Below are 21,325 nucleotides of genomic sequence, written 5' to 3'. Positions count from 1 at the left end.
GTTAAAAAATGTGAATTGACTTATTTGTTTTGTTTTATGTGTTATTTTTATAAAAAAATGATAAAGTTTATGTTGAATTGGAATGTTTGCATATTTGAAGTAAATTTTTGTTTCTTCGTAATAGATAAAATGAAGGAGATAGTTATGCGCTTTAAATTTCTATTATTGGGGATTTGTTTTACTACATATATATACTCAAGAGTTTTAAATAGGCAATGTCGATTATTACATCGGCTGTTATATTTTATCAGGGCAGTTGTGATCCCCATTCTGGTAGGCTTCCAGCATTCCTCCAGAATGGGGAGAAATTATAAGATGAGGAAAATGTCAGTTCTTAAAATAGAATATTATGTTGGGGGTTTTTAGAAAGAGACAATCACTGGGTCTATAATAAAGTAAAATACTATTTTGTATGAAAAAATTAGATAAGTCGGTGTTGAATAAGCTGAATATTAGTGAAGATAATATACTTCAGAAAAGTGAGTTGAAAAAAATTATAGGTGGGTATGGTACTGGAGGATACGGCACAGATATCGGAGGGGATGGTTCCGATGGATATGGTGCTGGAGGATATGGATCAGAACCTAAATTTGCTTGTAGTCATGAGTATCATGACTCTGACGGTAGTTTACTAGCTAGGACGACAGAATGTTATATGGGGCTTGAACTAGCAATTTCATTTTGTCAAATGTGGACTGCGGGTGGATTGCGTTGTAATTGTCATCAGTGTTGATCATGAATAAAAGGAAGTGGTTGTGAAGTTCCCTAATATTAATGTAGAACTGACTACAGATTAAGTATTGGAATCCAATAAAAATGTAGTCAGTTTTATATATTTTCCTAGTTATGGATTGATGTAATAATATTTTGCATTAAAGGGTTGTTAATATATAATTGAAAATTTCATGAAGATATTGCTAACTATAATAATTTCATTTACGATATTTCTCACTTCAAGTGCTCAAAATGTAACAAGTGTGGATTTGACAAAATCAAAATTTAAAGAGACTAATGCCGAAGAAATATTTAAAGATGTCAAAATAATACCTTTGGAAACGCACAAAGATGGACTTATCGAAAAGCATTGTACTTATTATTTGACTGATAAATATATCATTGCGGTAGGCTTTTTGCAAAGAGCCTATATGTTTGATAGAGAAACTGGAGCCTTTATTCGGGAAGTAAGTTCTTTGGGGCAGGGTCCTGACGAATATACTGGCTTTATTTATCATAAATGTGGCTTCGATGAAAAAAATGGGATTCTATTTGCAAGTATTGGGGCGTATACATCAAAATGGTGGAGATGTATTAATATAGAAACAAATAAAATGGAATCAAATTTGAAAAAACCTTTATCTGAAAATAGTTCTGAATTTCTTTCTGTATGTGCTCCTTGGTTTATAAAAAATGATACTTATGTAAGTTTTTGTAGTAATAGGACAGGAAAGGATAAGGTTCGATTAGTCGTATATAGAAAAGATGGAACTGTTATTAAGAAGTATCCAAATTATCTTGAATACGAAAAACATATGAATTCCTTTTCAATTGAAAATGGAATATTTTACTATTATAACAACTTGACTTATTTTAAGGAACCAGGTTTTAATGATACTATTTTTTGTGTAAACGAAAAAAAGATGACTCCTCACCTTGTCTTTAAATTAGGGGATAAGCAACCTTCTTATTACCATCAAGAGGTATCAGGTTATAACAAAGGGAAGTATTTTATAAACTTTGTATACGAATCTAACTTATATGTATTGTTTAATTTTTCCTATTTAAAGAAGGGAGCAGAGTCTTCGGTAAAGTCAGCAAGATTCCCTTACTGTGGATATTATGATAAAAAGAGCAACCAAGTTTATATATCTTCGATTCCTGATTATAAAACACGAGGGTATATAATAACAGGCATTCCACTTCGTTTTTTTCCAGTTTCCATAAATAAGAACAAAGAGATGATTGCGTATATTGATCCTGAAGAGTTGATAAAATATAAGAATCAATTAAGCCCCAAATACAAACAGCTGTTCAAAGATATACAAGAAGATGATAATCCAATCGTAATTATTGCAAAATTGAAAGATTAAATATTCCTTATGAGTAAAAATATGATTTGTCGAGCGACTTATTTTTTATAAGTGTTAATAGGAAATCGTAATTCTTTACTCAATGAAAAGTTTGATTTCATTTAAAAATTTAGAACGATGTCCAATTATTTAGTCGAGTTACTTTCTAGACTACTTAAATCGTACGGTATTAAAATAACGACACATACGATTGAACAGACTATACTCACTCATCCGGAGTATCCATCTATGCAATGTATATCAGATGCATTGGATAGTTGGAAGGTTAAGCATGTCATAATGAAACTCACATTGGAAAAGTTGAGAGCTTTAGATATACCGGTTGTTGCGCATTAAAAAAAATGAATTTGTGTGGGTTACGCAAGTGACTGATTCAAAGGTTTATTTAGAGGACTCATTCGGTAAAAAAATAAGCGATGACATTGAAACATTTGAGCAGGAGTGGTCAGGAATAGCACTGGCTATCGAAGATATAGTAGATGCAGGAGAGCCTAGTTACAAAGAAAAGTACGATAAAGGGTTGAGAAAAAAGATATTTGAATATACCTTTATGAGCAGCTATATGATTTTACTATTTGCGTTGGTATATTTTTCATGGATGAATGACACTGCTATATCTATTCTGTACAAATTAATACTACTTTTTGTAAATATGACAGGATGTTATATCGCTTATACACTCATAAAGCAGGAAAAATTTCAAATCAATCGTTTAGCTCAGAGATTCTGTAAAGTTGGGAAACATGTAGATTGCTTCCAAGTAACTCGATCAAATTATTCTAAGTTTTTCGGATGGTTGTCGTGGGCAGAACTGGGAATAGCCTATTTTTCTGCAGTAACTCTTTGGGTAGCTATTGCTCCAATCAGTAGTCATTGGATATCGCCTTTATGGTGGCTTTTATTGTTGCCATTACCTTTCACTTTGTGGTCGCTGTATACCCAGGCATTTTTGATTCGTAAGTGGTGCTTGTTTTGCTGTACAATAGTATTTATTTTATGGTTAAATGCCCTAACTCGCTCTAAATTGGACTTTGATTGAAAATCAAGAAGTTGGTCGTTTGCCTATATTATATAGGTAACAATATGGAAACGAGCGGACTTCTGCTCGTTTCTGTATTTTGCAATATGCAAAGAACGCCTCAATTCGGGGACAAAGATACGATAATTTTCTAAATATCCCATAACTCGCTAGGAGAAATTTATGGAATTTAGAACTTTTGCGTAAAATCTGATGCTTAGCAACACAATATGCATCCTAAAACAAACGGCAGGTGTTCGGACATAGACTATCCGAACACCTGCTGCCATAACGTTTTATTGAAATCATATTCCTACTCTTTTAAAGATTTTCGGATACCTCTTTTAATTTTTAGAAACGACTCAATTCTTCATTGCCTGCACCCTTGCCCTTATAACGGTCTCTTGATGTATTGAAGTTATACTGTAATGTCAAGAGCAAGGCACGATTATCGCTTGTCATATTTTGCCAAAGTGTGACATCCTTGTTGTAGAATGTTACATCACGGTAGCTCTTGTCGAAAATGTCATTGGCTTCAAGTGACACGGAGAAACGGTTCTTACAGAAAGCTTTGTAAAGCTTGGTATTAAGGTATGAGGAAGAACTTAGCTTCATGTTGTCCTTGTTGCCACGACTGTTCCATTCCATATCGATATTCATCCAAATGTCGCCAGGCAGATGGATGGCATTCTGGAACTGCACGATTCCCAAAGGATTGCTGAAGGATTTGCGTTCACCCATATATTCGCCAGTGAACCACTGTTTGATGATGCCTGCATTCACTTTAGGTTCCCAAATGCCAACCTTAAATTGTGCGCCAACAAATGCTTGTAGTTCATCAATCTTTGGAGTATTCTCCATGGTCAGCAACTTTACCTCTCCATCCTCGCCATAAGATTTCGTAGTCTGGATAAAGGCATCCTTCCTATGTTCGTATGAAACCTTTGCAAAGAATTGCTTCCATGCACCCATCAACTCAACAGAATGAATCTTCATAGGGGATAGGTAAGGATTGCCACTTTCCAAGGTCAAGCGATTGACATAGCTGACTGTTCCGTCAAGGTCATCGTATGATGGACGTTGAGTCTTGCTTGTGTAGCTCAATGATAATTGCGTTTTTCCAATCTCTGTAGAAATAGCCAAAGAAGGGAACACGTTGTTGTAAGTCTTGCTTTGGTCTTCTTTGAGTTGTCCATTTTCTGTGTATTTGAAGTTGACATGCTCGTAACGAAGTCCTGCCTCTACGGCAACCTTTCCGAACTGCTGACCTATGGAGAGAAAACCAGCCATGTTTTTCTCATCGCTCTTGGTGTTGCTATTTCCGATAGTAGCCATATTGATGTTGAAATCATTCAATGTCTGTGAGGCGGTGTACTCATTGCCCACTTCAAGTTGTCCTTTCCACAGAGGATAGCTCAAAACCAGCTTCTCGGCAAACATTCGTGAGTGCCCGATACCATTGGATGTAATCGAATTGTCCTCATTGTTGAGGTTTATCTCCGACAGATTGGAAGTCTTGCGCTTTTTTCTCCACATGTAGTCCATGTTGAAGTCAACGCCAAGTTTGCCCACTTCTCCATTGTAATAGATATTGGCATGATGCTTAGGCATGGCATGTGTCCTGTTGAGTCCTACGGTGGAAACCATATCTTTCAGAGTTCCATCTGCATACGAAGTGGTTTTATAATCAGGATGTTCCTTTTGCAGTCCCACTCCATTCACATAATAAGCGCCAATGGAATGATGCTCATTGAGCATCCATGACAATCCAAACTTGCCGAAGAACTCATTGTTTCGCATACGACCGATGCTTTCTATGTTCTGAAGCCAATTGGTAGAAGCTTTCGTTTCCAGGTCCGTGACTCCATAGCTATAGAATTTGCCGGTATAATAATTGAGATTGGAGAATAGTTCCAAGCCTCCTTTACGATATTTCAAGTTTGCTTGCTCCATGCTCGAAAAATAGTGTCGGAAACCATTTTGGGCACGAAGTGTTCCACCAAAGCCTTCACCTTGCGATGGTTTGGTACGAATACGAATGACAGACTTGACCGAAGCATCATACTTGGCACCAGGATTGGTGATGACTTCCACATTCTTGATGTCTTGTGAGTTGAGTTGTGCAAGCTCGTTTTTGTCTTGTACGACACGCCCATTGATATAGATAAGTGGTGTACCCTTGCCAAACACTTCGAAGTTGCCATCTCTTCCTGTGACCATTGGCACTTGGCGCAATACGTCATTTGCCGTGCCTGCATGAGACAGTTGAGAATTAACTACAGTAGTAACCAAGGCATTGCCCTTGATGGCAATAACAGGGCGTGATGATTTCACCACCACTTCACCGAGCATCTTGCTGTCCTCTTCCATCTTGATGACACCCACATTTTCACCCTCGCAATCCTTGCAGATGGTTTTGTAGCCCACGGATGTTACCTTGATGATTCCGCCATTGCAGATGGAGTCTATTGAGAAGCTACCATCCTCTCCACTCACCGCTCCCTTGACGAACGCGGAGTCTTGCCGATTTAGGAGCACCACATTGGCGAAAGCCAAAGGCTCACCCTTGGTGTCCACTACTTTTCCCGTGATACTCTGTGCCATCGTCGAGGTCATAACAGATAGGCACAAGGCCGTTGTTAAAATCCCCTTATTATTCATTGTATAATTATTTTTTATTGCTTAATCTATTATATTCTTATCAATCCTCAGTATATAAGGAATCATGACGTTGCAAAGGTACTAAATGAAAATTACAGCGTATTTGCGGAAATATTAAATTTGTGTTACATAAAGAAAAAGTCCTTTATTTGGCTTTTCAAGGCATATTCTTACCTTCAATTTCAAGTAATTTGCAATTGGTAAGACTATCCTTGTATGTTGCCATTTCTATCATTTTATAATGGTGGCGAACAGAATCCTCGTAAGCAGCAACACGATTCCTCACATTATTTATAACATTTTCGTCTCGACATATAGAGAAGTACTTTTCAATGTAGTGAATGTTTGGGTCATCAGTAGAAAGCACCATCTTCAATGCCCTATATTTCAAGTCTGCCTCCTCCCAATCTTGGTAATCTCGCCATTGGGTGAGATTGCCCCAAATGGAAATGACAAGGGATAGAGCCAAGCCACCAATGAAAAGAAGAACATTCTTTGAGGTTGGCTCGAAGTGATGGGTTACAACCTTCTTTTGAGGTGATTTGTTCATCAATTCAAGTTTATCTTGCAATGCCTTTGAGGTGACAGTATGCTCTTGTTTCATCTGCTTGACAGCATCAACCAAGAACTTGCTTCGCTGCTCATTTTTGCCAAGTTCAACCTTAATAAGGTCAGCAAAAACGATAATGGCATCTCTTAATTTGGATATTTTATCTCTGACTTCCTCTTCTTTGATAAACATCGCATTGATTGACTTATCCAACTTGGTTATGTCATTACTTGCAGGAACGGTTTCCGCTCCTGCGTTCTTTGTGGAGACAGAAAGTTCATCGACTTTCTGCTCCAATCTCTCAACTGTGCCGTAGATGGCTTCCAATAGTTCTTCTTTCATTGTATATTACTTTTGTTGTTTGAATGGTTTGTAACTTGCATCAAAGGCTAAAGCCTCTTCTGCGTTTCTTCTTTTTCTTCTTGGATGATTCGTCCTCTGGGAAAGACTCGAAGGTCTGAGCGTTGGCAGAAGCAAAAAGTCCAATGGAAGAAATGCCGTCCCAAGGATCTTGGCTGCTATCCGACATAGATGGCTCATGGTTGCTCTTGTGATAGCCTTGCTCGTATTGCAGAGTAGAGCTGGATTTTGGTGATACATGGTTCTCCATTCCCTCAAACCTTGCATTCAGCTTGCCAAAGCTATAGCCTCGGCTAATTTGCGTACCCTTGAAACTATATCCGTCCTTGCAGAATCGGATGCCTTGCACCTTGGTTCGCTCCTTGTCCTTATAGACTAACTCCAAGAGAACACCTCGTTTTGCAAGTTCATTCTTGAACTTCTGCCAGCTATCTGCAACTTTTAAGGCATCTTTGACTGCATTGTGAATCTCGTATTTTGCACGCTCTGCATTGCGCAATTTGCGAGTGTTAGTCTTGCTCTTGTCCGTTCCGTAAGTCAATCCATCCTTGGATTTTAGAGCCTTGGTCACTTGCTCATTACGCCTGTAATCGTGGGCGTCTGATATGAGTTTGCCCTCATTGTTGATGCGGTTATACACGATATGACAATGTGGATTGTCCGTGTTGTGATGCCTTACGATAATGAATTGGGTATCGTTGATACCCATCATTTGCATGTATTCAAGGGCTATCTTAGCCATGAAATCATCCGTCAAACGTGGCTTGTCCTCGGGCTTGAAGCTCAAAGCTATGTGCCCCACAGGCTTCTTAATCCTTGGATTTAGTTGCCTTTGTAGCTCGAAACTTTGCGTCATCTCGGTATTCGTGCCGAGTAACACACCATCAGAGGCAAGGATTTTCGCCTCGTCCTTGCCTGTAACATAGCGGATGCAACCAGCAAATGAGCTGCCCTTCTTTAGCTTGCCTATCATGTGGCATCCTCCTTTCTGCCTATTCCGCATGGCTTCGATTTTGGACTTGCTTGGCGATACTCGCCAAGGATTTCTTTTAATCTTCTCAACAAGTCCACCACATATACATGGGTTTCATGGAAACCTCTCTGATGCGACAGCTTGGCAAGTTGGTTGAGGTTGTTCGCCATACCGATGAGGTTCTTGGCAATGGCTACCGTCTCTGCATTGTGTCCGCTGACCACCTCGCCATTCAAGGCTGACTCACGGATATACTCCGCCAACTTGCGATTGGCTTTTCTTGCCCTCAGTTTCAATGCCTCGTAGCTTGGCTTTGAGAACTTCACCGTGACAGACTTCGACAACTTGCGAACCCTGCCTGTAGGCGGTCTTCCGCCCTTTTTCCTGTTCTGTTCCTGTACGTTTGTCATTCGATATACTGTTTACAGTTGGTACACTCACTTTCTGCGACCGTCGGGAGCAAAATTCCTCCGCCCTCATGGTGGAGCGAGGCGTTTTGGGGTTCCCAAAACATAACCTCGCTCCCTCTCATAACACGTTAGTTGGAACTACCGCTTTTCAGCTATCCACGTCCAAGGTCGCAGACCTTAATTCTCACAATTTGCGCCAAGCCTCGAAGTCCTCTTCATAAAGGCTTAGGTGGTGGCGCACGATGTTCTCGATGATGCCCGATACGCTCATGCGCCTCCCTCCGAGGATGCGGACGACACGATCAAGACGGTCTCGTACATCGGAACTGACGAAGACTGGCTTGCGGTCGTCAATCCTTGGAACTTGGAGGAAGGTCTGCTGATACTCCTCTAATGTCGCCTTGCGCTACTTGCCACTGATGCGCTTCTGCGGATTCGGTGGCGATAGAGCTTCGTTCGTTAGCTCGTCCTCCATACAGGAGGTTGTTGCAGCCACATTCTCTGTCACAACTTCTAAATCGGAGTTCTCCACCTCTTCAAAGAAAGAGCTATGTTCTTGGGCATAGTCTTTACCATAAGTGGATGATTGAAGCGAAGCCACCACCTCCTGTGTCATTTTCTCCTGCTGTTCAGGAGACATTTTCGTTTCTTTTGTTCTTGCCATAGCTTATGCTGTTTTATTTGTTAGTATAGTGGTCACTGTTTGCACCATTGACCGATTGTCGGGTGCAAAGTAAGTGTACTGAGTGCAGCCATGCAACTGATTGGGTGTAACGTGGCAATTTAGTTGTGGCTTGCTTATTTGCATACCGAGATAGTTGTGAGAACTTCAACGTATTTCTCAACTCATCATTGTTCATGTATTCGTTGCAGTCGTGCAAGTTTTTCTTGTTGTTTTTGGCGTTGAAGTCGGCAAACCCCGGCAACATACTGCCACAGAAATTGAAAACGCTTGTTTTTAGATTGCCGTGCCTTATCTTTGCACCCACAAGCGTGGAGCACAGCATATGCGTGGAGCTTTGCGACATATAACATGGTATTAACTTAGAAAAAAGAAAAGTATGGGATTCATCGTATTCGAGGAAGAGGCATTCAACTATCTTGATGCCCAGTTGGAGAACTTCGTGAAGCGCATGGACAGAATCCGTGAGCGCAGTGAGGACAAGACCATGAACAAGTGGCTCGACACGCAGGACGTGTGTCAGACGCTCAACATCTGCCCACGGACAGTGCAGACGCTTCGGGACAACGGAACTTTGGCTTATACGCAAATCAGCCACAAGACCTACTACAAGCCGGAGGACGTGATGGCTATCGTAGCAGTAGTGGAGGACAAGAAAAAGGACATGCGCTTTCGCAAGCGCACAGGTTAGGCTGTCAATATACAACAGCCACTTTATCCAATGCAGCAAGTAAAACGAGTAACGTAAGTATCAACAATAAAACGAGACAACTATGAGCAATGAAGTAATGACAAGAAACAGCGAGTGGATGAACCACATCGTGAACCACCTCAACCGAATGGTTGACAATTTTGAACGTGCCGTGATGAACTACCGCCCCATGCTTGACGGTGAGCGCTTCATGACGGACAAGGAGCTTTGCGCCAGGCTGCAACTGAGCCGAAGAACCCTGCAGGACTACCGAAACAACGGTGTCATCCCGTATATCCAGCTTGGCGGAAAGATTCTCTACCGCGAGTCCGACATTCAGAAGATTCTGATGGCTAACTATCGTGAAGCGTACAGAATGAAAAGTGTGTAGGAGAATGTCCTTGATGAGTGTGTGAAATGAACAAGGCGACAACGTATAACTTACCGAGCGTGGCTGTTATAGGTTGTCGCCTCGTTTTATTGGCTATACCGAGTTGGTCGTGTTTGCCGGGTATCATTTGTGTTACCTGTATAAATCTAATACCATGCTAAAACACACTGCGGTGGTTCGCCCAAGTGGCTGGAGGCGCAAAGCCTCCAAGGAACGTTGCTTTATGGCAGGTCTATGCCATTGGATTTTTGTTCCTTTCTCGCTTGGCAATAAGCTTATCCATGTCATTTGAAATCTTCTGCTCCGTCACCTGCGCATAGACCTGTGTGCTTGTAATGTCTGCGTGTCCCATCATCTTGGCTATGCTGCCGATGGGAATGTCCTCGTTGAGCATCAAGACTCCGAATGTATGGCGGCTGGCGTGGAATCCCAACTTATTACTTATGCCAAGCACCATTCCAAGGGTATGCACATCAAGATAGATGTCTTTCTTCTCACCCAGTGGAAAAACAGGCTTGCTGTCGTCCGTGGTATTGTAGAGCGAAAGAATCTTATCGGCTATCGGATGGAGTGGCACGAAGAACTCCACGCCTGTCTTCTCTCTTTCCTTGCGGATGAACTTCCTACCCTCGGAGTTCTCACTGATATGGTGAGGGTACAGTTTCTTTACATCTATATAGGATAAGGAGGTGAGCGAGGCAAAAATGAAACATCTGCGTGCAAGCTCCGTTCGCTCGTCAGCCATCGGGGTAGAGAGCATCTTGATGAAGTCTGCCTTGCTGATATGGGTCATCTTCGGGGCTGCCTTCTTCTCATACCCTATCTTGGCTATGGGATTGAAGCGGATAATGCTCCTGTCCACTGCCTTGTACATCAACATGTTCAGCCAGAGAAGGCAATGGTTCACGTAGCTGTCGATGCGTCCCTGGTCTCGTTTCAGGAATAGCTTGTATTCCTCCCCGAAATTCTCGTCTATGTCCTCAAAGGCGATGTCGTCCTTCTCCAACGAATGGACAAAGGCTCTCAGGTTCTTCTGCCATGTCCGCTTGTGCAGAAAGGTCTGTCTGGCTTTTGAGGTTCGATACCATTCCACGATGGTATCACCAAAGTTCAGCAAGAACCTTCCTGTCGTGTCCTTGTCCTTCAACACAGCCTTCAGCATTTCCACGGTGATGATGCCATTGGCGGTAAGAAGTGAGTTGTATTTATCCTTGACCTCAGCAAGGAAACTTGCCAATCGTCCGTTGTCCCTTGCGTTCCGTACCTCTCCCTTCTTGGCGTTCCACTCCTGTGGGGTACAGGATATGCCTGTGGAAATGGCTGCGCTTTTTCCGTCAACGGTGATGCGGCAAAGTATGTTGGCTGTTCCGTCTGCCTTCACCTTCTGTCTGTTGATGTAAGGCAAAATTGAAAATGTACTTCTGCTCATAGTTGTTGTCCTTATAATATAATAATGTAGTTGAAACTGTAAAAAGAAAAGTTGAAAGCCTTGTTCATAATGCGAGAATAAAGTCCTTCTCGGTTGCAGCGATGAACTTGTCCATGTCCTCAAACAGCTTCTTTTGGGTCACTCTCGCATACCGCTGCGTCATCTTCACATCCTTGTGACCGAGCATCTTGCAGATGGTCTCCATCGGCACACCAGCCTCCAGCGTAATGAGGCTGGCGAACGAGTGTCGTCCCGAATGGTAGGAATAGGTCTTGCTAGTTTCCGCCAACTTGCAGATGGTGATGAGATCGATACGAACACGATTCGTGCTCAGCAATGGGAAAAGGGTATCTCTTGCCCCGTCCTCGTATTTCGCCATCAGCTCCAATGCTTCGGGCAGGAGTTTCACCCTGGCAAGTGTTCCGGTCTTCTTGCGGTTATAGATGAGCCATTTGTCGCCATCCTCCAACACCTTGACATTGGCTTTCGTGATGGAAACGGTGTCTATGAAGGCTGTTCCTGCATAGCAGGCGAAAAGAAACAGGTCACGACTAACGGATAGTCTCGGCTTGTCTTCGGGTAGTTCCACATCACGGATTTTTATGAAATCAGGCATGCTGAGAGCCTTGGGTGTCGTAACCCTTGGAGTGCCAACCCGATAATGGGCGAACAGCAGGTTCTTGCACAAGCCTCGCTCAAAGGCGATGCGGCACATCTTCTTGAAGAGTGACACATAGATGGTGATGGTTCCTGATGAAAAGCCTTTCTCGTCAAGCAGGTAATGGTGAAAGTCACTGATGAAAGGCTCGGTCAGCTGTCCGAAAGCCAAATCAGTCAACCTATACTTCTCCCCGATGAACTCAGCGAGATTCTTGCGAATCTTTCTGTAAGTCCAGACACTGCTCTTCGACATATCGATGCCCTCATGGGTGCTGAGTTCACTGATATGCTCGTCCACGAAGGAGAGAAGGGTGGTCTGTGTCTTGACGCTGCCCTGCAAAGCCTCCTTGACATCCTTAGCCTCGAAGTCCGTTCTCTTTTCCACAAGCACATCGAATGCCTTTTGGATGGAAAGCAACAACTGCCCGATGTCCTTGTTGGTCTCCACGGCTTCCTTGCTCTTGCCCTCCAATCGGCTGGCACGAGGATTCCAAAGCGATGGAGTGCAAGACAACTTGCAGGAGAACTGCGCCATAGTCCTGTTCACCGTGATGCGTCCCATGATGGGAGCTTTTCCATTCTTGTCCATTCCGCTCTTTTTTAGGTAGAGCAACACCTTGAATTTTTCGATTTTCATAACGCTTACATTTTGAGTGTGCAAATATAATCATTTTGTAAGCGTTCCTTGATACGCAAAACATTGAGAATCAGTGCAATAAAATCCGTTGATGCACAAAGTTGCCTTTCCGTATTGTTACCTGCTTTGCATAGGTAACTGTGGCTCACGATTTAGTAACTGAACTACTTCAATATTCCTCACTCGCTTGCTTTATGTCGATTTGGCAACTTTGTGCAAATCTGCTCATTCCCAACTGTTTACGTTCCAACCTCTCTTATTCTCCTTTGGCTGCTTTAGAGCTTTATGTTAAAATATGTAATTCTTTATTTTATTCTTCCTCTGTGTAATATATTTCCAATTATTGAATCGTTATTGGTAGCTTTATTACTTTTGACATGTATAGCCGTTGTATTCTATATCAGTAAAACAAAAAAAGTAATCGATCCATATTTGGAAGAAAGGCAAATGGCTCGTATAAAATATAATGTCCCAATTATACGTAGTCAGCTTTCTGAGACTAACTATGAAACTAAAAATATAGGGCTTACGTGGGGAGATCCTCAATCTTCTCATGAAATTATTCTCTACATTAGCGTAGGATGTTCGCATTGTGGAAAGGCAGTAAAAGAGTTGGGACGTTTAATGGAGATTTATCCCAATCTTCATTATCGGTTAATTTTTGCTCTTAATCCTAATAGTTCTAATGATGAGACAAATATCATCACTCGTAATTTTATCTGTTATTATAGAAACTTGAGTAAAAATGAGTTCTTTAATGTGTTGGATACTTGGTATGCTCTGCCGGAAAAGACACTTGATGCGTTGCAAAAAGCTTATCCTACTTTATACACTCAATATGACTGTAAGAAGGAAATAGATATTTTATATGAATTCAACCAACAAAATAAAATAAACTATGCACCAGCTATATTTCTTGATGGACGGTTATTATCTCATATATACAATTATATGGATTTGTATGGAATAGCAAGAGCTATAAATGCTGAATAATGTTGCTTTAGTTCATTTGCGTAAGTCTGATACTTTTATATTATCCATATTTATAAATATAAATTTTCTTGAATAGGTATGATGAGAAGAATAAGTCACAATAAATAATGAGAATGGTAATTTTGCAACTAGTTTGCATTTAATTCTCACTACTTTTGTCATCAAAGAAAATATGAATATGAAAGAATATCGTTATGAATGCTTCTCGTTCTTGATGTTGATAGGCGGGATTTTAGCTTCTCATTTTGAACAAAGTTGGTTTGCCGCAGAATATGTTAGATTAATCTGGTATTTCATCGCAATATTACCTGTAGGGTTTCCTGTTCTTAAAGAAGCGTTAGAGTCATTGAAAGAGAAGGATTTTGCCAATGAGTTTATGTTAATGAGTCTTGCTGCTATTGGTGCCTTTATTATAGGTGAATATCCGGAAGGAGTTGCTGTAATGTTGTTTTATGCGGTTGGTGAGAAATTGCAGGATAGTGCAGTTGATAAGGCACGTGATAATATTCGTGCTTTATTGGATATGCGTCCTCAGACAGCTTCTGTATTAAGGGAAGGTGAGTTACAAATTGTAACTCCTGCTGAAGTGCAGATTGGAGAAACGATTGAGATAAAGGTAGGCGAACGAGTACCTTTGGACGGTACATTGCAGAATGAGTCGGTTCTTATGAATACCGCTGCTTTAACGGGGGAGAGTGTTCCCCGCTTATTAAAACAATCAGAAGAGGTATTGGCAGGTATGATTCCTTCGGATCGTATGATTCATCTGACAGTAAACAGGACGGCAGATCAGAGTGCTTTATCACGTGTATTGAAGATGGTAGAGGAAGCAGCAGAGCGTAAAGCTCCGACTGAAGTTTTTATGAGGAAGATAGCGCGTATTTACACGCCTGTAGTCATAGGAATAGCTTTATTAATAATGGCTTTACCTTTTTGTTATAGCTTATTACAACCTACATTTAGTTATGTATTTGCCGAATGGCTATATAAAGCATTAGTATTCTTGGTAATAGCATGTCCTTGTGCATTGGTGGTTAGTATTCCGTTAGGATATTTCGGAGGTATTGGAGCAGCCTCTCGAAGAGGTATCCTGTTTAAAGGAGGAAATTATTTGGATGCCATAACAAAAATTGATACGGTAGTATTTGATAAAACCGGAACATTGACTACCGGGAAGTTTAAATTGGATAAAGTGATTGGAATCGTGCCTGAAGAAGAGGTTTTGCAGTATATAGCTTCAGCAGAAAGTCAAAGTAATCATCCGATGGCAAAGGCTGTGATAGAGTATGCCAGACAAGAAAATATTCCGAACCTACCAGTCGAATTTTCAAGAGAAATGGCAGGTTATGGTTTGGAAACAAAGATAGACGGGCAGCAGGTAGTGGTTGGTAATTATCGCTTGCTGGATAAATTTCATATAACGTACCCTATTGAGCTACGTTCTATACCGGAAAGTTTGATTTTGTGTGCTCGTGACCAACAATATATAGGTTATGTTGTATTAGTAGATGAACTGAAAGAAGATGCACATCAAGCTATTCTGGATCTAAAGAAATTGGGAATCCGACAAATCGAAATATTATCGGGAGATAAGGATGCTCTTGTACAGAGTATTGCCCGGAAATTGGGAATTGATAAAGCTTATGGTGATTTATTACCCGGTGGGAAAGTGGAACATTTGGAGACATTGAAACAGGAAGGACGTCAGGTTGCTTTTGTCGGTGATGGTATCAATGATGCTCCGGTATTGGCTTTAAGTGATGTAGGAGTGGCAATGGGAGCTCTAGGAAGTGATGTCGCTATTGAAACAGCAGATGTTGTGATACAAAATGATCATCCCTCTCAGCTGGCGACAGCAATAAAAATTGGAAAATATACTCGCCGTATTGTCTGGCAAAATATTACCTTTGCATTTGTAGTTAAGATTATTATTCTTATTCTGGGTACAGGTGGACTTGCTACATTGTGGGAAGCTGTATTTGCAGATTCCGGAGTGGCACTTTTAGCCATCTGCAATGCAATGCGTATCGGAAAATTACTAAAATAAATGATGAAAGAAATGGAATCGAATCAAGTTTATATAGAGCGACTGGAGAAGAAAAATATAAAACCAACCTCGATGCGTATTTTGATTTTACGTGCGATGATGGACGTGCCTTATGCAGTTTCATTGGCGGATTTGGAAGATAAATTAGATACAGTCGATAAATCAACGATTTTTCGTACCTTAACTTTGTTTCTGAGCCGTCACCTGATACATGGTATTGAAGATGGTAGCGGATCTTTGAAGTATGAGGTTTGTAGTAGTGAGTGTGAATGTAGTGTAGATGATATGCATACACATTTCTATTGTGAAAAATGCCATCGTACATTCTGTTTTAAGAGAATACAAATTCCGGTTATTGATTTACCGGAAGGGTTTATAATGGAGAGTATTAATTATATGGTAAAAGGAATTTGTTCAGATTGTGCAGGAAAAGAAGATCTCTCTTCCTGCATTTAATTACCTTATATTGTTGTTATGATATCAACTATTAGCATAGCTGTGCATTCCACCAAGAATATAATTTACTCCAAAATAAGTCATTAATACTGTCAGGAAAGCCAGAATCATATAGATATGAAAGAATAAAGGTTTACGGAATATGTGTAAGCTGTGCGAATGAAAAGCTATGCCATATACAAGAAAGGTAATTAAAGCCCATACTTCCTTAGGGTCCCATGCCCAATAACGTCCCCAGGATACATTTGCCCAAACAGCACCCAGAAAGATTCCTGCACTTAAAAAGAAGGTCGCCGGATAGAGTAGCAGACGACTAAGTAAAGTCAATTGTTCTACACGTTCGTCGTTATTTGCGGATTCGGAAATGGTAGTATCTTTCTTCAGAATACATAATACAAGTATCCCATTGAGCATGATAAATGCAAATAAGGCATAGGACATCATGATCAGTGAGACATGAATGCTTAACCAGGGAGAAACGAGTACCGGCATTAAAGGAGTGATTTGTGGATTCATTTGTCCCAAATAAGAAACTAGTAATGCGAAACCGGAAAGTAAGAAGCCGAATGGAAGGGTATATGGAAACTTACGGTGAAGCAGACAAGATACGAGAAGAATGCAAAGTGCCATAAATTGCATTGTTTCGTAACCATTGCTAAGTGGAATACGTCCGCTAATATACCAACGCAGGCAATAACCTGATAAATGAAATAAAAATGTAGTATAAAGTGCAATGGAAAAAAACAGATTTGTGATGCGTAATAACCTTCTTTTACCGGTTACAAAATACGGTGGTTTCAAATAATAATAGAGTAATCCTAGAAAGGAGAGTAATCCTAATGATAAATTTATCATAAAAAGAATTTTGCTGAAAGGGATACGGTTATAAAGTATTTCTGCCTCAATTTTCATTTTGGAAAGAGGTTTTACACTGCCATCATCCGGTAGCAGACGAATTATTGTTCCGTTGGTTAGCATAAGAATCAAGCCTACCTTTTCGTCTGTTTCCTGAATCGCTTTTGATAATTTACTTTGTTTCTCCTCTTGTTGAAAATATTCTTGTAAACGATAGACGGAACCGTTAAATAATTCACTTAGACGTACATAAGGAGCTTTTATTCCTAGTAAATGACGGAGTTCAGTACTTTTTATGTAAATCATCGGTTCGTCTTTCCATACTTCCGGGTGAAGCAACCATCCTCCTAATACTTGTTCGGGAGTCAAACCTTTGTAAGTTGAATTTCCTGTGAGTTTCTGTACAAAATCACGAGCCAATGTATTAAATGGAGCTACTCGTTCATTGTATATTACCTGTTTATAGGCCAAGCTATCTGCTTGGGCTCTTGTGAGAGTAGGGAGTACTCTCTTTTGTCCTTGCATGGTTCCTATTATACAGAAAAGAAATGTTACGAATAATCCTCCTTTTTTCAGTAAAGGATGATTTAAAAGCTGGATAAATTCACCTTTGCGTGAGAACAATAAACAGATCATGGAAAGACCAAGTAAAATATACCCAATATATGTTACCCCAGTTCCCCATGGATCATAATTTACAGACAACCAACTCCCTTGCTTATCATCATCAAACGAGGACTGGTAAAAACGATAACCTTGTAAAGTGAATATATGGTTCATAGAGATCGATTCTTGCATTGAAACCTGTTCTCCCGGAAGAGAATAGGTGAAATGAGTGACATAATCAGCAGGTGCTTCCGTACCCGGATAATATTCTATCTGAAAACTGTCCAGACGTATTGTAAACGGTAAATTGATATGATTTTTGCTTTCCTTTTCTTGAAAACTACATTCTGTTATTCCCGGTCGTAAATGAATATATCCTTTTTTGCCTCTGACAAATGTAATCATGGCCCCCACCAAGATAACTAAGAGGGAGCCATGAAACAACAATAAAGGAAGCCGGTGCCATAGAGAACGTCGGATGAGAACAATGAACGCTATGGCGGCTATTGCTCCCCATAGACAACAAAACCAGATCGTATGATATACATTCTTTTCTACAAAATCTGTCCCCTTTAGCTGTTCCACAAAAGTGGTAACAGCAAGTAGAACTATGATACAGGTATATAAAACAACAATGAACCCTTTCAACGATGTAATTTTTAAATAATATTAAAATGGGACATACTTTTTGTTCTCACAAACTTTTACTCCTATACACTCCATTTCGATTAGCCATCCGGGACGACATACAGGTGCATGAACAAATACTTTAGGAGTATTGGGAAAACGTTGGTCGTACATCTCTTTGACAATTGTATAATCTGCAATATCACGTAAATATACGATCATCTGTCCTACATGATCGAACGTACATTCCGCCTCTTTTAATAAAGTTTCTACATTTTCCCACATTCGTAGGGTCTGTTTGCGGATATCTCCGGGATATACCACTTCACCTTTGTTGTTAATGCTTGCGGTTCCGGAGATAAACACTTGACGTCGGTCTCCGTAATCTACGTACGTTCCGCGTTCGAAACTGACACCATATTCATAAGTTGGATTTAGGTGAGACGACGCATAGAGAAAATGAATCTGTTCCGGTTTTAAACCATCAACGGCATATGTATCCATTTGGACCAGAACTTTAGGATCAGCATGACGTCCACCGATTCCTGTACTGGAGATGTAATGTGTCTTTTCTGTCAGGTTTTGAGTGACAAAAACTTCATTCCGTGCTTTTACTACTCCGGCATAATTAACATCTACATTTTGTACGAAAAACCAAGTACGGATGCAATTGTCTGCTAATTTGCAGCCTTGTTCTACGAGTTGCATCACATAGTCATTCAATAACAAGCGAGTCTGGTATTCTGAATTGGCAGCACGATTGAAAGCATTACCTCCCCAGAAATGACGATAAGAATTATGCTTAACTTCAAACAAACCATTGTGAAGTACCCGCGTCTGTACATTGGTTTGGAGATAAATCCATAATGCGATTTTTGTTCCATTCAATGGTGGTTGTTCTACAATGGAGAGCGCACAATCTGTGTTTTCTGCCATTAAAGCCAATAAAGTGTCCGCTTGATTGGAAGCATCACTAAGGAAGTAACGTTTGAAAACAGCTGTTGCTTCATACAATTCTTTTTCACGTAACCGATAATAAGTATCTATGATGGCATTTAATTGCTCCTCATAACTAATCTTCGGATTAGTAGCATGAATCATTACGTGAAATTCCGAAACTCCGTTTTTTACTTCATATTTAAATATTTCGGTTAAAGTATTTTCTGAATAAAAAGTTTGTTGTTTATTGTTGTCCATATGATTTTTTTATAACTGGTTGCTATTGTGCACCACCGTCAATCCAATTATCGATAAGTTCTAATAATTCGGTTTTGGTTTTGGCGGGAAGTATATCTACATGAGGGTGATGTGAATAATCATTGCTATTTAATATAAGATGTAAAAAGCTCTCCTGCGCATTGTTAGGCTTTACTCTTAACATATTCCCATCAATTATTGAAGGTTGATTAACCAAAGCATTGTAACTTGCTCTTTCTGTCAGATGTAGTTGGGCTGCTGCTTCAGTACTTTCACCATGGCAACCGATACAATTGGCGGTGAAAATGTTAGTTTGAATCGCATGGTACATACTGACATCAATAGTACCTACATCCATTCTGATCGTATCTGCTTCTGCAGTACTGCTATTTATCGAGCAGAATGTTACCACACGTCTTCTTAACCTGTCAATAGCACATAGTTCTACTTTCGTTACATCATCACTAATACCTGCCATGATTACTTGAATATTGTTGTCTTCTCCTACCGAAGTGGAGACTATCTTTGATATAATGGCATACTTGTTCTCATCATCAAAGCCTGCCACTACTATACTATAGTCGCTAGTCCATTTATCTATCCCATTAATCTTACCGGTCAATTTCAAGGTACGTCCTTCTCGGGGAATATGAACTGTTTTTTCATAAATCCGTCCGTCATCACATGAACTAATGACCATGGCAATCAAGGTAAGAATAAAGATTGGAATTGTATATTTTCTTATATATAACATTTTTCTATCTTTTAGAAAGTATATTGAAGCATAATAACTCCTGAATGCATAGCTAAACCTAAGTCGTCATTATCCCGGTCGAGTTGTGTATCATGACCTGTACGGGCAATATATTGATACATTGCTTGCATCTTCAAGTTGCAATTCTTGAAGAAATAATTCACTCCTATGGCAGGCATATTCAAAAAACCGTTTGTATCCAATCCATTACGGTTGAAGAAATCATAGCGTAGAGCTGCTTGCAAACGTGGAGCTACAAAATAACCACCTTGAACATAACCACCTAAATAATCGTATGACTCGGCTATCTTTTGACGTTTGGTAAAGCCTACATGCATATAGTACATCTCGGCTCCTAGATAAAGTTTATTCTTTAACATAGCAAATTCAAGACCTGCGCGAAAATCATTAGTACTTTCATTTTCACTTTCTACATTGAGAGATGTAGAAACGCCAAATATGATTTTATCCTCATGCAAACGATTTGGATTTCCTTGAGTCGCCGGCAATACTCCTTTGGGCATATAAGTAAAGCGACCGGCGTATAATAAGGATGGAATATGCCAATCGTCACTAAATGTTTTAGTAGCTGTATTTACTGAAGCTCCCGTACCATTAAATATACCAATTTCATAGCCGAATTTATCAGCAACTAATCCATGAACTTCTACACCTAAGTCGAAACCTGTACCAATGTTGGGTGTTACGGCATTCAGAGAATAGGGGAGAATGGTAGATGCTGTCAGAGATACAGGGAGTGAAGGTAACAATGTTTCCCCTAATGTCGTCAAATAAGCATGTGAAAATGGAGTCTTGAATTTCCCGACACGAATGGCAAATTGCTCTTTTAGTTGTACGTCAAACCAAGCTTGTTGGAGTAATGCCGCCCCACTGACAGCAGCATTCATGGAAAGATTGAAAGATACTTTTCCAAATGCCTTACCGGTAAATCCTAAAACTGCATAGGGTATGGAGAAACCTGAATTAGCTACATTATCTTGATTGTAAGCTTTATCCAGTCCTTCATCATCATAAAAGTTGAAGTTGGCACTTGTCTGTACGAGTAAATAGGGCTTGAATACAAAATCTCCTTTTTTAGTCTCAATGGTAAAACCTTCTCTTCCTGCTAATGAAACTACACCGTTTTCCGTATCTTCTTCATGTTGAGCCATTATTGCAGTGAAAGGCATGAGCGACAATATAACGGCAGTTATTATTTTATTCATAATAATATTATTCTG

20 protein-coding genes and 1 pseudogene are annotated in these 21,325 nt (G+C 40.2%); 9 read left to right on the top strand and 12 right to left on the bottom strand.

Annotation, left to right across the window (positions count from 1 at the left end; genetic code table 11):
• Positions 1–412: 412 nt before the first annotated feature.
• The 4 genes from EJF25_RS04110 (at position 413) to EJF25_RS04095 (ending at position 3,126) form a co-directional block, all read left to right on the top strand.
• Positions 413–733, top strand: coding sequence for a hypothetical protein (locus tag EJF25_RS04110; protein WP_077153870.1), 321 nt, complete (start codon positions 413–415; stop codon positions 731–733).
• Between the two features lie 172 nt (positions 734–905).
• Entirely contained in the window at positions 906–2,087 is a 1,182-nt protein-coding gene (locus EJF25_RS04105; RefSeq protein ID WP_125040162.1) for a DUF4934 domain-containing protein, read from the top strand.
• Positions 2,088–2,204: 117 nt separating this feature from the next.
• On the top strand, positions 2,205–2,423 hold the full coding sequence (locus tag EJF25_RS26525) for a cysteine peptidase family C39 domain-containing protein (RefSeq protein WP_125040161.1): 219 nt from the start codon (positions 2,205–2,207) through the stop codon (positions 2,421–2,423).
• A complete protein-coding gene (locus tag EJF25_RS04095) occupies positions 2,413–3,126 on the top strand; it encodes a vitamin K epoxide reductase family protein (RefSeq protein ID WP_125040160.1) in 714 nt (237 codons plus the stop codon). Before EJF25_RS26525 ends, EJF25_RS04095 begins: the two co-directional genes overlap by 11 nt.
• Positions 3,127–3,456: 330 nt before the next feature.
• On the opposite strand, the gene EJF25_RS04090 is transcribed toward EJF25_RS04095, so the two are convergent.
• The 6 genes and pseudogenes from EJF25_RS04090 to EJF25_RS04065 all read right to left on the bottom strand — a co-directional run bounded on the left by EJF25_RS04090 (position 3,457) and on the right by EJF25_RS04065 (position 9,087).
• Complete coding sequence (locus EJF25_RS04090) at positions 3,457–5,709, bottom strand: outer membrane beta-barrel family protein (protein WP_160119371.1); 2,253 nt, start codon at positions 5,707–5,709, stop codon at positions 3,457–3,459.
• Between the two features lie 214 nt (positions 5,710–5,923).
• Entirely contained in the window at positions 5,924–6,658 is a 735-nt protein-coding gene (locus EJF25_RS04085) for a hypothetical protein (protein WP_106813128.1), read from the bottom strand.
• A 40-nt stretch (positions 6,659–6,698) separates the two neighbouring features.
• The gene (locus EJF25_RS04080) at positions 6,699–7,649 is read right to left on the bottom strand and encodes a relaxase/mobilization nuclease domain-containing protein (RefSeq protein ID WP_125040158.1); all 951 of its coding nucleotides are present in this window, start codon (positions 7,647–7,649) and stop codon (positions 6,699–6,701) included.
• On the bottom strand, positions 7,646–8,059 hold the full coding sequence (locus tag EJF25_RS04075; RefSeq protein WP_125040157.1) for a plasmid mobilization protein: 414 nt from the start codon (positions 8,057–8,059) through the stop codon (positions 7,646–7,648). Before EJF25_RS04075 ends, EJF25_RS04080 begins: the two co-directional genes overlap by 4 nt.
• Before the next feature lie 184 nt (positions 8,060–8,243).
• A pseudogene (locus tag EJF25_RS04070) lies at positions 8,244–8,723 on the bottom strand (DUF3408 domain-containing protein).
• Between the two features lie 13 nt (positions 8,724–8,736).
• Positions 8,737–9,087 carry a hypothetical protein gene (locus EJF25_RS04065; RefSeq protein WP_125040156.1) on the bottom strand — a complete coding sequence of 117 codons (351 nt, stop codon included), beginning with the start codon at positions 9,085–9,087 and terminating at the stop codon, positions 8,737–8,739.
• Positions 9,088–9,120: 33 nt separating this feature from the next.
• On the opposite strand from EJF25_RS04065, the gene EJF25_RS04060 reads away from it, so the two are divergent.
• Together EJF25_RS04060 and EJF25_RS04055 are read left to right on the top strand one after the other, a co-directional pair.
• Entirely contained in the window at positions 9,121–9,432 is a 312-nt protein-coding gene (locus EJF25_RS04060) for a helix-turn-helix domain-containing protein (RefSeq protein ID WP_008656559.1), read from the top strand.
• Between the two features lie 82 nt (positions 9,433–9,514).
• Entirely contained in the window at positions 9,515–9,823 is a 309-nt protein-coding gene (locus EJF25_RS04055) for a helix-turn-helix domain-containing protein (RefSeq protein WP_125040155.1), read from the top strand.
• Between the two features lie 232 nt (positions 9,824–10,055).
• On the opposite strand, the gene EJF25_RS04050 is transcribed toward EJF25_RS04055, so the two are convergent.
• Positions 10,056–11,252: a site-specific integrase gene (locus EJF25_RS04050; RefSeq protein WP_125040368.1), complete on the bottom strand. Its 1,197-nt coding sequence runs from the start codon at positions 11,250–11,252 to the stop codon at positions 10,056–10,058.
• A gap of 64 nt (positions 11,253–11,316) precedes the next feature.
• Positions 11,317–12,549: a site-specific integrase gene (locus EJF25_RS04045; RefSeq protein WP_125040154.1), complete on the bottom strand. Its 1,233-nt coding sequence runs from the start codon at positions 12,547–12,549 to the stop codon at positions 11,317–11,319.
• A gap of 447 nt (positions 12,550–12,996) precedes the next feature.
• Here EJF25_RS04045 and EJF25_RS04035 point away from each other — a divergent pair, with 447 nt between their 5' ends.
• From EJF25_RS04035 to EJF25_RS04025, 3 genes are all read left to right on the top strand, one after another.
• Positions 12,997–13,542: a DsbA family protein gene (locus EJF25_RS04035; RefSeq protein WP_235016710.1), complete on the top strand. Its 546-nt coding sequence runs from the start codon at positions 12,997–12,999 to the stop codon at positions 13,540–13,542.
• 178 nt (positions 13,543–13,720) lie between these two features.
• On the top strand, positions 13,721–15,589 hold the full coding sequence (locus EJF25_RS04030) for a heavy metal translocating P-type ATPase (RefSeq protein WP_125040152.1): 1,869 nt from the start codon (positions 13,721–13,723) through the stop codon (positions 15,587–15,589).
• Positions 15,590–16,045 (top strand): Fur family transcriptional regulator, encoded by a 456-nt coding sequence (locus EJF25_RS04025; protein ID WP_370685695.1) that lies wholly within the window; start codon positions 15,590–15,592, stop codon positions 16,043–16,045.
• Positions 16,046–16,069: 24 nt separating this feature from the next.
• On the opposite strand, the gene EJF25_RS04020 is transcribed toward EJF25_RS04025, so the two are convergent.
• The 4 genes from EJF25_RS04020 to EJF25_RS04005 are packed head-to-tail and all read right to left on the bottom strand — an operon-like array spanning position 16,070 to position 21,310.
• Complete coding sequence (locus EJF25_RS04020; protein ID WP_125040151.1) at positions 16,070–18,154, bottom strand: cytochrome c biogenesis protein CcsA; 2,085 nt, start codon at positions 18,152–18,154, stop codon at positions 16,070–16,072.
• 21 nt (positions 18,155–18,175) lie between these two features.
• A complete protein-coding gene (locus tag EJF25_RS04015) occupies positions 18,176–19,330 on the bottom strand; it encodes a Rid family hydrolase (protein WP_125040150.1) in 1,155 nt (384 codons plus the stop codon).
• Between the two features lie 22 nt (positions 19,331–19,352).
• Positions 19,353–20,084 (bottom strand): hypothetical protein, encoded by a 732-nt coding sequence (locus tag EJF25_RS04010; RefSeq protein ID WP_306308330.1) that lies wholly within the window; start codon positions 20,082–20,084, stop codon positions 19,353–19,355.
• A gap of 11 nt (positions 20,085–20,095) precedes the next feature.
• Positions 20,096–21,310, bottom strand: a complete 1,215-nt coding sequence (locus EJF25_RS04005; RefSeq protein ID WP_125040149.1) for a porin — start codon at positions 21,308–21,310, stop codon at positions 20,096–20,098.
• Positions 21,311–21,325 lie beyond the last annotated feature (15 nt).

The organism is Bacteroides faecalis (assembly GCF_003865075.1).
Lineage (GTDB): Bacteria > Bacteroidota > Bacteroidia > Bacteroidales > Bacteroidaceae > Bacteroides > Bacteroides faecalis.
This window is presented reverse-complemented; position numbering and strand designations above follow the sequence as displayed.